Origin of the sequence: Methylophaga sp. UBA3192, from assembly GCA_002363955.1 — a bacterium.
Lineage (GTDB): Bacteria > Pseudomonadota > Gammaproteobacteria > Nitrosococcales > Methylophagaceae > Methylophaga.
This window is the reverse complement of record DEXE01000007.1, coordinates 177,226-190,741: the sequence shown is the minus strand read 5'-3', so window position 1 is coordinate 190,741 and position 13,516 is coordinate 177,226. Positions and strand designations below refer to the sequence as shown.

Annotated in this window: 19 protein-coding genes, 1 tRNA gene and 1 other RNA gene; 2 read left to right on the top strand and 19 right to left on the bottom strand. The window is 44.8% G+C overall.

Features of this window, described 5'->3' with window-relative positions; all coding sequences use genetic code 11:
• Position 1 precedes the first annotated feature (1 nt).
• Positions 2-514: a zinc ribbon-containing protein gene (locus B2337_RS11860; protein ID WP_292361617.1), complete on the bottom strand. Its 513-nt coding sequence runs from the start codon at positions 512-514 to the stop codon at positions 2-4.
• 70 nt (positions 515-584) lie between these two features.
• Between B2337_RS11860 and B2337_RS11855 the strand changes: the two genes are divergently transcribed.
• The gene (locus tag B2337_RS11855) at positions 585-1,070 is read left to right on the top strand and encodes a disulfide bond formation protein B (RefSeq protein WP_292413769.1); all 486 of its coding nucleotides are present in this window, start codon (positions 585-587) and stop codon (positions 1,068-1,070) included.
• A 49-nt stretch (positions 1,071-1,119) separates the two neighbouring features.
• Here B2337_RS11855 and infA read toward each other — a convergent pair whose 3' ends face one another.
• From infA to B2337_RS11770, 17 genes are all read right to left on the bottom strand, one after another.
• Positions 1,120-1,338 carry a translation initiation factor IF-1 gene (gene infA, locus B2337_RS11850; protein WP_009726411.1) on the bottom strand — a complete coding sequence of 73 codons (219 nt, stop codon included), beginning with the start codon at positions 1,336-1,338 and terminating at the stop codon, positions 1,120-1,122.
• 48 nt (positions 1,339-1,386) lie between these two features.
• A complete protein-coding gene (locus tag B2337_RS11845) occupies positions 1,387-2,100 on the bottom strand; it encodes an arginyltransferase (RefSeq protein WP_292413771.1) in 714 nt (237 codons plus the stop codon).
• Positions 2,090-2,785, bottom strand: coding sequence for a leucyl/phenylalanyl-tRNA--protein transferase (gene aat / locus B2337_RS11840; protein ID WP_349677083.1), 696 nt, complete (start codon positions 2,783-2,785; stop codon positions 2,090-2,092). The genes B2337_RS11845 and aat overlap by 11 nt, the downstream gene beginning before the upstream one ends.
• Before the next feature lie 26 nt (positions 2,786-2,811).
• The gene (locus B2337_RS11835; RefSeq protein ID WP_292361621.1) at positions 2,812-3,990 is read right to left on the bottom strand and encodes an EAL and HDOD domain-containing protein; all 1,179 of its coding nucleotides are present in this window, start codon (positions 3,988-3,990) and stop codon (positions 2,812-2,814) included.
• A 29-nt stretch (positions 3,991-4,019) separates the two neighbouring features.
• Positions 4,020-4,619, bottom strand: a complete 600-nt coding sequence (gene recR, locus B2337_RS11830) for a recombination mediator RecR (protein WP_292361622.1) — start codon at positions 4,617-4,619, stop codon at positions 4,020-4,022.
• A gap of 12 nt (positions 4,620-4,631) precedes the next feature.
• A complete protein-coding gene (locus B2337_RS11825; protein WP_292361623.1) occupies positions 4,632-4,940 on the bottom strand; it encodes a YbaB/EbfC family nucleoid-associated protein in 309 nt (102 codons plus the stop codon).
• Between the two features lie 16 nt (positions 4,941-4,956).
• Positions 4,957-6,741 (bottom strand): DNA polymerase III subunit gamma/tau, encoded by a 1,785-nt coding sequence (gene dnaX, locus B2337_RS11820; RefSeq protein ID WP_292413775.1) that lies wholly within the window; start codon positions 6,739-6,741, stop codon positions 4,957-4,959.
• A gap of 41 nt (positions 6,742-6,782) precedes the next feature.
• Positions 6,783-6,879: signal recognition particle sRNA small type (gene ffs / locus B2337_RS11815), an RNA gene on the bottom strand.
• Between the two features lie 285 nt (positions 6,880-7,164).
• Positions 7,165-7,255 (bottom strand) — tRNA-Ser (locus tag B2337_RS11810).
• 22 nt (positions 7,256-7,277) lie between these two features.
• On the bottom strand, positions 7,278-8,123 hold the full coding sequence (locus B2337_RS11805) for a type III pantothenate kinase (RefSeq protein WP_292413777.1): 846 nt from the start codon (positions 8,121-8,123) through the stop codon (positions 7,278-7,280).
• Positions 8,120-8,923: a biotin--[acetyl-CoA-carboxylase] ligase gene (locus B2337_RS11800; protein WP_292413778.1), complete on the bottom strand. Its 804-nt coding sequence runs from the start codon at positions 8,921-8,923 to the stop codon at positions 8,120-8,122. Before B2337_RS11800 ends, B2337_RS11805 begins: the two co-directional genes overlap by 4 nt.
• 90 nt (positions 8,924-9,013) lie before the next feature.
• Entirely contained in the window at positions 9,014-9,238 is a 225-nt protein-coding gene (locus tag B2337_RS11795) for a hypothetical protein (RefSeq protein WP_292361627.1), read from the bottom strand.
• 47 nt (positions 9,239-9,285) lie between these two features.
• Positions 9,286-9,651, bottom strand: a complete 366-nt coding sequence (locus B2337_RS11790) for a DUF2069 domain-containing protein (RefSeq protein WP_292361628.1) — start codon at positions 9,649-9,651, stop codon at positions 9,286-9,288.
• Entirely contained in the window at positions 9,648-10,241 is a 594-nt protein-coding gene (gene wrbA, locus B2337_RS11785; protein ID WP_292361629.1) for an NAD(P)H:quinone oxidoreductase, read from the bottom strand. Before wrbA ends, B2337_RS11790 begins: the two co-directional genes overlap by 4 nt.
• Before the next feature lie 9 nt (positions 10,242-10,250).
• Complete coding sequence (gene arsC, locus B2337_RS11780; protein ID WP_292361630.1) at positions 10,251-10,601, bottom strand: arsenate reductase (glutaredoxin); 351 nt, start codon at positions 10,599-10,601, stop codon at positions 10,251-10,253.
• Positions 10,598-11,782: a lipopolysaccharide assembly protein LapB gene (gene lapB / locus B2337_RS11775; RefSeq protein WP_292413780.1), complete on the bottom strand. Its 1,185-nt coding sequence runs from the start codon at positions 11,780-11,782 to the stop codon at positions 10,598-10,600. The genes arsC and lapB overlap by 4 nt, the downstream gene beginning before the upstream one ends.
• A gap of 6 nt (positions 11,783-11,788) precedes the next feature.
• Positions 11,789-12,085 carry a LapA family protein gene (locus tag B2337_RS11770; protein WP_292413781.1) on the bottom strand — a complete coding sequence of 99 codons (297 nt, stop codon included), beginning with the start codon at positions 12,083-12,085 and terminating at the stop codon, positions 11,789-11,791.
• Positions 12,086-12,238: 153 nt separating this feature from the next.
• Here B2337_RS11770 and fdxA point away from each other — a divergent pair, with 153 nt between their 5' ends.
• Positions 12,239-12,562, top strand: a complete 324-nt coding sequence (gene fdxA, locus B2337_RS11765) for a ferredoxin FdxA (RefSeq protein ID WP_069296830.1) — start codon at positions 12,239-12,241, stop codon at positions 12,560-12,562.
• 59 nt (positions 12,563-12,621) lie between these two features.
• Here the strand turns inward: fdxA and rpoH are convergent, their stop codons facing one another.
• Positions 12,622-13,482 (bottom strand): RNA polymerase sigma factor RpoH, encoded by an 861-nt coding sequence (rpoH, locus tag B2337_RS11760; protein WP_292415051.1) that lies wholly within the window; start codon positions 13,480-13,482, stop codon positions 12,622-12,624.
• Positions 13,483-13,516: the final 34 nt, after the last annotated feature.

The window sequence follows — 13,516 nt, the reverse complement described above, 5'->3', positions numbered from 1 at the left end:
CTTATTTTGAATGGCGCTTGAATTCAGTATGGTGACATTTTGGGCACGGTGGAATGCGTCCGGTTTTTTTAAAATGCATTTCTGAACCACAGGAATCGCAAACCAGAGAGCCTATGCCGGTAATTTCGCCGGTGTGATATTGCTGAGCCATCTGCGCCTGATTCGCTAATTGACCAAGTTCAAGCCGGGTCCGGTCGGCAACAGAGGCAAATAATTCATAAAGCCGGTCTTCAACCAGTTGTAAATCAAAATTGAACCAGGTGGAAAATTCTTTCCCTGTGGTTTCCAGATAATTCGCGGCATCCTGCAAATCACGCTCGACATAATAAGCAATTTTATCGGCTTCTTCTGCCGTTATTTCCCGCAGCTCAATGGCTCTTAGCTTCGCCAGCTCAATACGTTGTTTGAGAGTGGGAACTGCATTTTTTTCGGCATCATCAAAAAAATGATGAATGCGTTCCATCATTTTGTCATAGGCCGCTGTGAACTTTTCTTCGAAGTTATTATCTGACATGACTTAACCCTTTATCTGCTGCGGTTTTTAAGTTAACTTAGCACAAATTAATCCAACGGAGGAAACCGTTTTGAGCACTGCACGCAAGCTTTTGTTTGGCGGGTTTTTATTTTGTCTGAGTTTATTGCTGGCATCTGTTTATATGCAGCATGTACTGGAATTAGAACCTTGCCCATTATGTATTCTGCAACGTGTCATGGTGTTAATAACGGGGATATTTTTTCTGGTAGCAGCCATCCATAATCCGGCAAAAACAGGGATTAAAGTTTATGCAGGGCTAATTAGTTTCTCGGCGATACTGGGGGCGGCAATTTCTGCGCGACATGTCTGGTTGCAAAACCTGCCTGCCGATCAGGTACCAAGCTGTGGCCCGGGAATGGGCTTTATTATGGAAAACTTTCCCTTGTCCGACGCATTGTCTTTAGTGTTAAGAGGCTCAGGAGAATGCGCGGAAGTGTCATGGACATTCCTGAACCTCAGTATACCTGCGTGGACGCTGCTGGCCTTTGTGGGAATGTTAGTTTTGGCAATTGCTGCTGCCTGGCGACAGCATTAAAACGTAATTGAACAACAAAACTAGTAAAGAGAATTGATAGCTTAAGCGATTAACGGGCGCGATAGACGATGCGGCCTTTGCTTAAATCGTAGGGAGTCAGCTGAACAGTCACCTTGTCTCCGGTAAGAATGCGGATATAGTTTTTACGCATTTTCCCCGAAATATGTGCTGTCACAACATGACCATTTTCCAGTTCGACACGGAAAGTAGTATTAGGCATGGTGTCAATGACAGTGCCTTCGAATTCAATATGATCTTCTTTTGCCATACAGGTCTGATTTTACCTAGCGATTAAAAGATCCATTTTGCCGTAATATCACTGATTATTCAAAGTTTTTTTATCAAAGTTTTGCCATTGACCATTAAATTGTTGTAAAGCAGAGAAACGACTCTTGTAACGCATTTTAGGACTATCACCAATCCAGTAGCCTAAATACAACCACGACAGATTTTGTTGTTGGGCTAATTCAACCTGTTTGAGAATAGCAAAAGTACCTAAACTTCTCGCCGACAACTCAGGATCAAAGAACGTGTAGAAAGCTGAAGCGGCATCAGTGACAAAATCTGTAATGGCAACTGCCAGTAACTTCTCTCGCGCTCGGAATTCTATAAACGCCGTATCGCTCCAGCTGCTGGTGAGAAACTGGAGATAGGTTTCTTTGCTTGGATTATCCATTCCGCCACCGGGATGACGATGTGCCAGATAGCGCTGATAAAGTTCGTAATGTTCGGCATTAAAATTAGCTGGCTTGATAACGATGTCAATATCATTATTGTTGCGCAAGCAACGCCGTTGACTGCGGTTTGGCCGGAAGTTATTAACATCAATCCTGACCGGTACACAGGCATCGCATGCCGGACAGAAAGGTCGGTAGACGTGCTCTCCACTGCGGCGGAAACCATGCTGGATAAGTTGACTGTAAAGCGTATTTGTCAGTGGGCGCAGCGGATCCGGATAAATGTTTCGCGCTAAACGATCTTCCAGATAAGAGCAGGCATGTGGCCTGTCCTGATAAAAATCAAGGCTCATAAACAAACGGTAACGCGCTGGTTTGCCAACTGCCAGACTGGCCAGATAAGGAACACAGTTTTTGCACCCGCTCAACAAATTGTTCTCTTGGTAGTGTGACTGCTCCAAGACGTGCCAAGTGTTCAGAATACACCTGGCAATCAATTAGTGGATAACCCCATAATCTGAGCTGCCGGGAGAGGGCAATCAGGGCAATTTTTGAAGCATTTGTTTTAAAACTGAACATGGATTCACCAAAAAACATTTTGCCAATGGCCACACCATAAACACCACCAACAAGCTGTCCATCCTGCCAACATTCCACACTATGGGCATAACCTGTCTGATGCAATTCTGTATAAGCCGCTATCATTTCATTATGAATCCAGGTTTCATGTTGATCGACAGGCATTTTCAGTCGAGGTGCGGCGCAGGCCTGCATAACCGCTTTAAAATCTTGGTCAAATGTAATGCGAAAAGGTTTTTGTCGTAAGGCTTTTTTTAAGCTTTTACTGATGTGGATCTTATCGGTTTCGAATACCATGCGGGGATCAGGGCTCCACCATAAAATCGGATCATAAGCATTGAACCAGGGGAAAATACCTTGGCGGTAAGCATTCAGTAATCGCGTAACAGACAGGTCTCCACCAGCAGCTAATAAGCCATGTGAGGTTGTCTGTTCAACTGGTGGGAACGGACTGTCCACTGAGGATCCTAACCAGCTGATAGCCATTAATCGTTTAACTGTAGATTAAGCTCTTTGGCCCAGAAAAGTGCGTCCAGATAGGCTGCCAGGAGTGCTTCGGCACTCACTACGGAATAATCAATTGCAGACCAGTTGCCCCGCTCATAATTCAATACCTGGTTAAGTGCGGTACCGGCAACGCCTTCTTTAAGTAAAAGGGCGGAGTGCAGTTCTTCGCTTAACGGCAGGTCTTGTAATAGTACTTCAAGCGGTTTATCCATTAAGGCATCAAGCGTGGAAAACAAGCCAGCAGCAAAAAAGACATCGGAATGGCCTTTATAGTATTTCGCCAGCAATTCGCACATTCTGCCTCGAATCATCGCGGTGGTGCGAAGCTCACTGGGTTTATTATCAAGGCCAGACAGGCATAACAGGCTGGCCCAGGTTTTAATTTTATTTTGTCCCAGCATCACAACAGCCTGGCGGGTACTGCCGACTTCGCGGGGTAGACCAAAAAATGCTGAGTTAATCAAACGAAGTAACTTATAACTTAACGCCACGTCCTGATTAATAATTTCAGCCAGTTCATCAACTTCTACCTCTGGATCCTGCAGCTTGACTAAAAGTTCCATCAGCGTTTGCGCCGCAGGGTCAACATTCTTATCGTGGGAAGTATCCGGTAAGGTGTAGAAAAAACCCTGAAGTAAGTCTATATCGTGAAGCTGGCACAAACTGAACTGCTTGAGTACGTTGACGTTCAAGGCACATAGCACTTCATGTTGTTGGCGCCACTGGGGTAAGTTTGCGGTTATCTCATCTGCAGAGAATGTATCCAGGTCGATCAATAAAGTTTGGGTCTGGCCTACATTATTTCTGGCATCAGTAGCATAACTTACATGCGTACTGGCCGGTTTGGATAACGATTTTTCATTTGCTTCAATAATTAAATCTATACCTGGCATGGCGTAATCAAAAAGCGCTTGTTGCCATGAGGCGGGAATCGTCAATAAGGTTTTTTGATTGTGGTTTATTGCCTGCAGAATATCAGATAGCTGCGACAAAAAATCGGGAACCGGTGAGTCTTCATTTAGCGGGTTACCATTGATGTCAAGAAATGTCAGGTGATAGCTGTCAACATCAAGCTTTTTGGATAGAAATAATGGCTGGCGGTGAATGAGACCGTTAAAGCTTTTCAGTGAGTCATATGCCGTATAGATATCCGTCATGTAAAGCCGCTCTTAATGTTTACGTTCGGTTAATAAGATTCTCGTCCAGAAAATGCATGAGAAAGTGTACCACTGTCAACATATTCAAGTTCACCCCCCAATGGAATACCATGCGCCAAACGTGTTACATGTATTTCTCTTGCCCGTGCCAGTTCACTGATGTAATGCGCCGTGGCCTGTCCTTCAACAGTCGGATTGGTTGCCAGAATAACTTCAGAAACAGTTTTCTGATCAAACCGTTCGATAAGATCAGGAATCCCCAGTGCTTCAGGTCCAATACCATCTAACGGAGATAAATGGCCGGTAAGCACAAAATATTGACCTCGATAATGGGTAGCCTGTTCAATTGCAATCACATCGCTGGGCATCTCGACAATACACAGTTGATCGTCACGACGAGAAGAGTCACTGCAACGACTGCAAATATCTTCTTCACTTAAAATCCGGCATCGACGGCAATGTTTTACATTGGCGAGTGCCTTACTTAACATTTCAGCCAGATGTTCACCACCGCTACGATCGCGCTCCAGCAGATGAAATGTCATACGCTGGGCTGATTTAGGCCCGACACCGGGTAAACAGCGTAAAGCCTGAATCAGTTGATCAATGCTGGGTCCAAGAGTCGCCATAATTGCCTGAGATTAGAAAGGCATCTTCATACCAGGAGGCATCATACCGGCCATGCGTTCCTGAGTAGTTTTTTCGACCTGTCTGACGGCATCATTGACTGCCGCAGCGATCAAATCTTCCAGCATGTCCTTGTCATCCTGAAACAGACTATCCTCAATACTTACCCGTTTTACATCGTGTTTCCCGGTCATGGTAATTTGTACCATGCCACCACCCGCCTGGCCGGTCACTTCAACATTGGCCAGTTCTTCCTGGGCTTTTTGCATATTGGCCTGCATTTGCTGGGCCTGCTTCATCAGATTGCCTAATCCACCTTTCATAGGAGATCCTCACTAGTTATAAGGGTTTAATTGTAGTATCGATTATACGAGCATTAAATGCATTTTTGATCTGTTCCACAACAGGATCATTGTGGATGGCATCAACCGCATTTTGTTGAAGCTCAGCGGCTTGTTGCGCGCGCTCAGCAGCCAATGTAGATATATTTTCTGTATTTGTTGCTTCAGTGAACACTAATATGACTTCAAACTGCAGTTGTTTACTGACAGCTGTTTGTAGTTTTGTAACCGATTTATCATTAGCCAGATGCTGTAGTTCAGGCGCGACGGAGAGATAGATTTTATTGTTATCCGTGCGGATAAATGCACAATGATCGGCAAGTTGTCTGGCAAAAGCCGACAACTTTAATTGCGCAATCAATGCCGTCCAATTTGCAGTGGTTAAACTGGCAAGTTGCTCTACTTCTTCAGAAATGGGCAAATCCGAAGTTACCGCTGATTCTGTTTTTGTTTCAACCGCTGCAACCGAAGCCGTTTTATGATCAATTGTTGGTTCTTCTATCTTAACGGCGACTGTATCAGTTTGCTGCGCAACCGTTTGTCCCGTGGCTGCCACAGAATATGGAGTTGTGGTATTCGCATCCGGGGAATAATTTGCTTCAGGTTCAATTGATGGACTCAGCGGTGCCGGAGCAGGCACCGGTTTCGCATTAGTTTGCGGCTTTTTTGCGGGGGGCTGTCCTGCACTATTATTGACTGTTTGAGGCTGAAAACTCAGCATCCGTAACAAGGTCATTTCAAAACCACTGCGTGGATCCGCTGCATATGGCATATCACGCTTGCCATGCAGGGCAATCTGATAAAGCAGTTGAACCGTTTCTACGCTGAAAACATCTGAGAAATTTTTAAGTGCCGCATCATCTTGCTGGTCGAGCGTTTCTGTGTCGGCAATCAATTGAATTGTGGCAATACGTTGCAGGCTGGTCATCAAACCATCCAGCACCACGACAAAATCACGCCCTAAAGAGGCCAACTCATCGGTATGCGCCAGCAGGGCTTTAGCATCTTTTGTAGCAAACGCTTGGAGAAGTTGAATTAACTGCTGCTGTGACACACTGCCCAGCATCTGGCTGACAATTTCCGCGGTGACTTTTCCACCGGCAAAGGCAATTGCCTGATCCAGTAAACTCAGCGCATCCCGCATGCTGCCATCGGCGGCAAACGCAATTTGATTTAAAGCTTCGGCCTCAAAATCAATGTTTTCCTGCTGCAGGATAAACGCGAGATGATCTTCGATTTGTCTGATATCCAGCCGACGCAGATTAAATTGCAGACAGCGCGATAAAATAGTGACTGGCAATTTTTGTGGATCAGTTGTCGCAAAGAGGAATTTGACGTGGGGAGGGGGCTCTTCCAGCGTTTTTAATAATGCATTAAAACTGCTGGTAGACAGCATATGCACTTCGTCAATCAGATAGACTTTATAACGTCCACGACTCGGTGCGTATTGAACATTATCCAGCAGTTCGCGGGTATCATCGACTTTGGTACGTGACGCCGCATCCACCTCAATCAGATCAACAAACCGACCATTGTCGACTTCAACACAGCTGTTACATACACCACAAGGGGTAGAGCTGATGCCTTGTTCACAGTTGAGAGATTTGGCAAAGATCCTTGCCAATGTGGTTTTGCCCACGCCACGGGTGCCGGCAAACAGAAAAGCATGATGCAGGCGATCTTGATCAAGACCGTTGATCAGCGCGCGTAAAACATGCTGCTGGCCGACAACTTCGGCAAATTTTTTGGGGCGCCACTTGCGGGCCAGTACCAGATAACTCATGCAGCTTGTCAGATACCCAATGTGGTCATAAGGGTGGTGACCCAAACCAGCCCAATCTCGGCGCCCGAGTCCGATGGCTGCGCTGCTCCCTTCCGGGCCTGACGTGGTAACCAACATATCGTCGCGAGGAGACCGGCTGGGCCACCATAGAGTTAGCTATTCTATGCTTTTTTTGATTTCAGTGCCATGCATAGAAGTAATAAAAACAAAGAAATTTGTTATTGACGGAGTAATGAAGATTTTCTTGTTAGAAGTTGCAAAGGGCATTCGCATAACGCAGTGACCGATACTGACACTATTTAGAATTGTTGCATTTTCTCAGTTAGGTGTAACAAACCAAAAAGCTTGCGGTAAATATGAAAGAGGCATGCGTAAGAAAAAAATCAGAGAGATAAATCGAGGACGCTATGATCGGAATTAAATTGGCGGAGAACGAGGGATTCGAACCCTCGATAGGCTATTAACCTATACACACTTTCCAGGCGTGCGCCTTCAACCACTCGGCCAGTTCTCCTATAAGGGGGCGAAAGCTTATCTCAGTTCGTGTTTTCTGGCAATGCCGTTGAGTCTTCAACATGGTTTTCATCTGCCGATGATTTTGTTTCTGATTGTTTTGAGGGTTTGTTTTGATTGCGTTGATTGGTTTGTCTTGCGTATTGAGCCAGGCCTTTCAGTACCAGATCAGGTTCATGAATAAGGGGTTGTGGCAATAACCGGATTAATTCGTCAGCATCACCACCGGTGATTAAAAACCGAATTTCGTTTTTGAAATTCTGTTGCAGATCGTTGATAAGGTTTTCCAGGGTAGCGGTCACCATATACAACGTACCGGCTTGAATAGCGCTGTGCGTATTGGTTGCCAATAATTTAAATTCACTTTCCTGTGTGGCGTTATTCAGTGCATCTGTATTATCGGTCAACATTTGTTTCATCAGTGATAACCCCGGAAGAATCAAACCGCCCTGATGCTGACCTTTTTCAGTGACTATGTCGACCGTAATTGCCGTACCACAATCAATAATACAAGTGACTTCTTTGGCGTGCTGACGGCCAGCGATAATAGCTAACCAGCGATCTATACCAAGCGTTTCAGCCTGGTCATAAGCATTGGTGACACCAAAACGTCTTTTCTCACTTCGAATAAATACCGGAGTGAGCTGCCATTGTTTTTCAACCCATTCGCTGAGTTGAGCGGCCATTTTCTCACCTGCTACATTACTGACAAAAATTGCTGTAATGCCATCAAGTGATTTCCAGGCTTTATTCAGGGCTGCTTTGATGCCGGTCTTTGGTCTGGCAAAGCTTTCTGAGTCAGCCAAAACCTTGGATTTTATCGTTGTCCACTTGACCTGACTGTTACCGATATCGACTAATAGGATCATGAAGCAAACCTGATGCTGAGGTGGCTGTTGGACAAGTAGGCTACTTGCTGGTCTCGCATATATCGTAATTCACCTTGTTCGTTGATACCACAGGCAAGTGCGGTAAATTGACCGTCTTCACTGATGATATTGATGGCTTGATTATGTAAAGCATCATATTGTGGCCATAAAGGCAAAAAGTCGTTAAGACCACGATGAGAAAACAGTTCTAGAGTTTCAATCATATTTTGAATTATTTTAGCTGCCAGCCGATTGCGACAGGGGAGCGGGTTACAAAGTTGCTCCAGGCTGATAATGGGCTGAGGGATGGCAGTCTGTATATTGTCCGGTAGTGAGAGGTTCAAGCCGATACCGACGGTAACGTAGTTTTGGCTTCCGTAACGTGATTCTACAAGAATTCCTGCAAGTTTACGTCGCTTATGTAGCACATCATTGGGCCACTTAAGTTGCAGGTCGTCAATTCCATATTCTCTGAGCGTGTTTATCAGGGCAATACCAATAGCAATGCTCAAACCATTTCGAACTGACTCGCTTGTCAGCTGACGCATTATTGAAAGGTAAATATTGCCACTGGCAGGGGAAACCCATTCGGTACCACGTCGTCCACGCCCGGCGGTTTGCATTTCAGCAAGACACACTGATGTACCGGTTATTCCGTTTTGTGCTTTTTGCCAGAGAATATCATTGGTTGATGTGACTTCAAAAAACACCTGAAGGCTATCAAGCTGATGGAGTATTTCAGGGGGTAGCGTTTCGCGGATAATTTTTTCGTTGAGCGCAACGTATGGAGGTAAACTCAAAATAAGGCTTCATAGTCAGTAACGACTATAGTGTATCGTCAAATGTAATTTTTTTGCCAGTGTTATGAGATATTGAGATTAAAAAGTCGTTTAAACTTTGATATCGAGCAATGAACCCAGTGTATCTGAACTGATTTGTAAGGCTTTGGCGGAAGCCTGAACCTGAAGTTTATCGCTGTTCATATTCACCATCGGTGTCACCATATCACCACCTTTGGTCGATTCACTGGCCACAGCAAAGGCGTTTTTGTTCAGGCTTTGCATACCACTCTGGATACCTTGGTAAGCTGATTGGATGGCTGGAATAGTGCTCATAATGGATTCCGGAAAAATAGTAGTTGTATTTCAACACTGTTCACAGCTTAAGTCTGTGAGTTTCTTCGCAATTTTGCTAAGGCACGAATATAAAGATTCGCTGCAATAAAGAAAACGCTGCTGAATATGACCTCAAATAAAGGATACCAGATAATGGCATCGCGACTGTAGAGTTCGCCAATACCATGAGCAATGTAAAATAACATCAAAAAGCTGGCCCAGGCATGGGTATAGCTTTTGCCATATAAGATCCCACGCATTGGAAACAGCAAGGGCATTACACCAATAATCAACCATGCTGCTACCGGAAAGTTTTCACTGTGTTCTGCGATCAAAATCCATATCAGCAAGCTTATCATCAGTCCAAAAAAACTGATTAAAGAAATCATTCTAAGGGATTGCACTAACTTCATCTGATCAGCCTTACAGCAAGGTCAGCTACCCGTAGCCCCAGCGCCTGACAGAGAACAATTTCTTCCTGGCTCATAGCGTGTTTATTATCCGGGCCTGCGAAATGGCTGGCACCATAGGGGGTGCCACCTGTCTGTGTTGTCATCAATGCGGCTTCTGAATAGGGCAAGCCACTGATTACCATGCCATGATGTAATAGCGGTAACATCATCGATAACAAGGTGGTTTCCTGCCCACCGTGCAGACTTCCGGTCGAGGTAAAGACTGCGGCAGGTTTACCGCTCAATGTCCCGGATAGCCAGTGATCACTGGTGCCATCAATAAAATATTTAAGGGCAGCTGACATATTGCCAAAGCGGGTAGGACTACCGATAATCAACCCTGCACATTCCTGTAAATCCGTTGCCGTGGCATAAAGATGGCCCCCAGGTGGGATTTCTTCTTCAGTTGCTTCACAGACGGTTGAAACCTTGGGAACAGTTCTGAGCCTCGCAGTACATTCCGGATGTTTTTCTACGCCCCGTGCAATGTGTTCTGCCATGGATTTAACATGTCCTGACTGGCTGTAATAGAGGATCAAAATTTCATGCATGCTGGGTTCTCAAAGAATATTCAACACCGCTTCGGGTGGTCTGCCAATAATGGCCTGATTGTTTTTAATGACGATAGGGCGTTCGATAAGTTTCGGGTTGGCACACATCGCTGTGATCAGATCCTCATCAGATAAATCCGCATTATCCAATTGTAATTCCTTGTATAGCGATTCTTTAGAACGTAACAACTGTCTGGGACGAAGCTTCAGTTGTCGTAGAATAGCCGTCAATTCATCCACTGAAGGTGGCGATTTCAGATATTCGACAATTTCAATATCTTGCTGCTGACTTTCAAGTAACGCCAGGGTTTCGCGTGATTTGCTACAGCGAGGGTTGTGATAAATACGTGTCTTGTTCATGAAGGTGAATCCAGTAATTTTTCCAAAGCAGTGAGATGAATTTCAGTTGGACGGACTGTTCCCCAGCTGGCACATCCGGGACATAGCCAATGCATGGTTTTTCCTGAGAAGCCACAGTTTTTACAGGTATAACGATCACCTTTTTCCACCATGGTTCTGGTAATACGTTCAATCAAAGGTATCAATGCAATCTGGTTGCTTTCGCCAAGTTTAATCAATGTATGTAATCCTTCAACAGAAGGATGATGATGCAACTGTTCAAAGAGTATTTGTTGAGCGGCTTGAGTGTTTTCAAGCTGTGCGACAATATGCGTCAACATAATACGGGCGGAAGTCATATTCGGATGGCGGGTAATCAGTAGCGATAGCTGTTCACGAAACGCTGGTAAATCTCCCATTTGCTGATAGGCTTCGTGCCAATATGATAATGCTTCTGAGAGAAATTTAGGGTTTTGCTGTTCAATATTCTGTAGTGCATCCAGCGCTTTGCGCGGCTGTTTTAATGCCAGATAAAGTTTGGCTTCCAGGAGACTTGCTCTGACGCAATTGGCATCATGAAACAGGGCCTGTTTCAGCATAGTAAAGGCTTCATGTCGATCCTGATCGGCATGTTGTTCAGCTAATTCACAGTAAAACTGGGCAATCAAGGGCCTGACCTGGCCGGTTTTACTCGCATCAATCTGTTTGCCCATTTCGATCGCCTGAGACCATTTTTTTTCCTGCTGATATATGCGCATTAATTGTTTTGCGGCTTCCGGGTGGGGGTGGGGTTGTTGCAGTAATTCTAAAAAAAGATGTTCTGCCCGGTCTAATACCCCGGCATGCATGTAGTCCAGACCCAATTCCACCATTGCCTGCAGTCGTTGCTCACCATGTAAGCTGGGTCTGGCAATTAAATTTTGATGAATGCGTATGGCGCGTTCGGTTTCACCGCGACGGCGAAAAAGATTCGCTAAAGCCAAATGGGTTTCAACCGTTTCACTATTGACTTCCAGTAAGCCGATAAACACATCAATTGCTTTATCAGGTTGTTCATTGAGAAGGTAATTCAACCCTTTGAAGTATTCTGGATTGAAGGTCTTAGCATGCTTTTGTGGAAGGCGTTGGTAATGTCGCCTGGCGAGGAGCCAACCTGACAATGCCGCAACCGGTAATAACAAAAATAGCCATTGCATCATCATATTGACCTAGCGACTATCACGCACAGGTAAAATACGCAGGCTGTTTAATTCTTGTTCGGCATTTTGTAATTTATTGACTAATCGATGGTTTTCATAGCGGATACGGATGGTACTGAGCGCTATAAGTGTTGCTCCAATCATCAATCCCAACAGCAATACAGCAATTAATAAAACGGCTAAAGGTAATTGCCACTGAACAAAAAACAAATCAAGCGACACGACTTGCATGTTAAATGCAGCAAATGCAGTGCTAAGTATAAAAGCACTGATAAATAAGGCGAGAATAAAAATTTTTCTTATCATCTGTTCATCCTGTTTTCAGGCGGGGAATTCGCTGGGTGAAGATGATCATACCGTAATTATCTTCATTGCCCAGAGTGTGGGTAAATCATGTAGAATATCCGACATTCTGACAGGTCTGGCCTGTAAAAAAATTGTATTTGTGGAGATTTCACCATGACCTTTGTTGTCACTGAAAACTGTATTAAATGTAAATATACTGATTGTGTTGATGTCTGCCCAGTAGACTGTTTTCACGAAGGTCCTAACTTTTTGGTTATTGATCCTGATGAATGTATAGATTGCACGCTTTGTGAACCTGAATGTCCAGCAGAAGCTATTTTCTCCGAGGATGATTTGCCTGATGAACAAATGGAGTTCCTGCAGATTAATGCGGAATTATCTCAAGTCTGGCCGGTGCTTTCCGAGAAAAAAGATCCATTAGACGATGCTGAAGAGTGGGATGGAAAACCAAACAAAACGCCTTTGCTGGAACGATAAGCTCAGGTAAAAAAAAGCCCGCTTTCCATAAGGTCAGCGGGCTTTTTTATGGCAATTGTTTAATCCATTAACAGACGAAGTTTTTTCATCGCATTATTTTCAATCTGACGAATCCTTTCAGCGGAAACCTGATATTGTTCGGCCAGTGTATGCAAGGTGGCTTTATCATCATCATGCAACCAGCGCTGACTGATAATATCGCGACTGCGATCATCGAGTGTCGCTAGCGCATTGACCAGTTTCTGCTGTTGAAAATCAGCATAATCATCCTGTTCCAGTTGTTTTGATGGATCACTGTTATCCGTTGCTGTTAAATAGGCTGCAGGTGAATAAGTTGAATCGTCATCATCACTATCTACTGGCAAATCAAACGATGTATCCGGCTGGGCCAGACGGCGTTCCATATCAATTACATTGGCTGCGGTAACACCAAGATCTTCAGCAACAGCTTCAATTTCATCCTGGTTCAACCAGCCCAGACGCTGTTTGGCGCTACGCAGATTAAAAAACAATTTTCGTTGCGCTTTGGTCGTGGCGATTTTGACGATGCGCCAGTTGCGAATCACATACTCGTGAATCTCAGCGCGAATCCAATGCACGGCAAATGAAACCAGACGCACGCCTTTTTCAGGGTCAAAGCGTTTGACCGCTTTCATCAGACCGATATTACCTTCCTGAATCAGATCGGCAACCGGCAAACCATAGCCGCTGTAGCCTTTGGCGATACGAACAACAAAACGTAAATGCGACAAAACCAGACGTTGGGCTGCCTCAAGGTCACCATTTTGTTGTAACCGTGTTGCTAAATCGTGCTCTTCTTCAGCCGTTAAAACGGGAATTTGATGCACGAGATTGGTGTATGCATCCAGATTGCCAATCGGTGCGGTGGCAAGTTGATATTGGGCTGCATGGGTTGTCATGTATGCGTTCTCCCTAAGAAAACCTGATTCATTT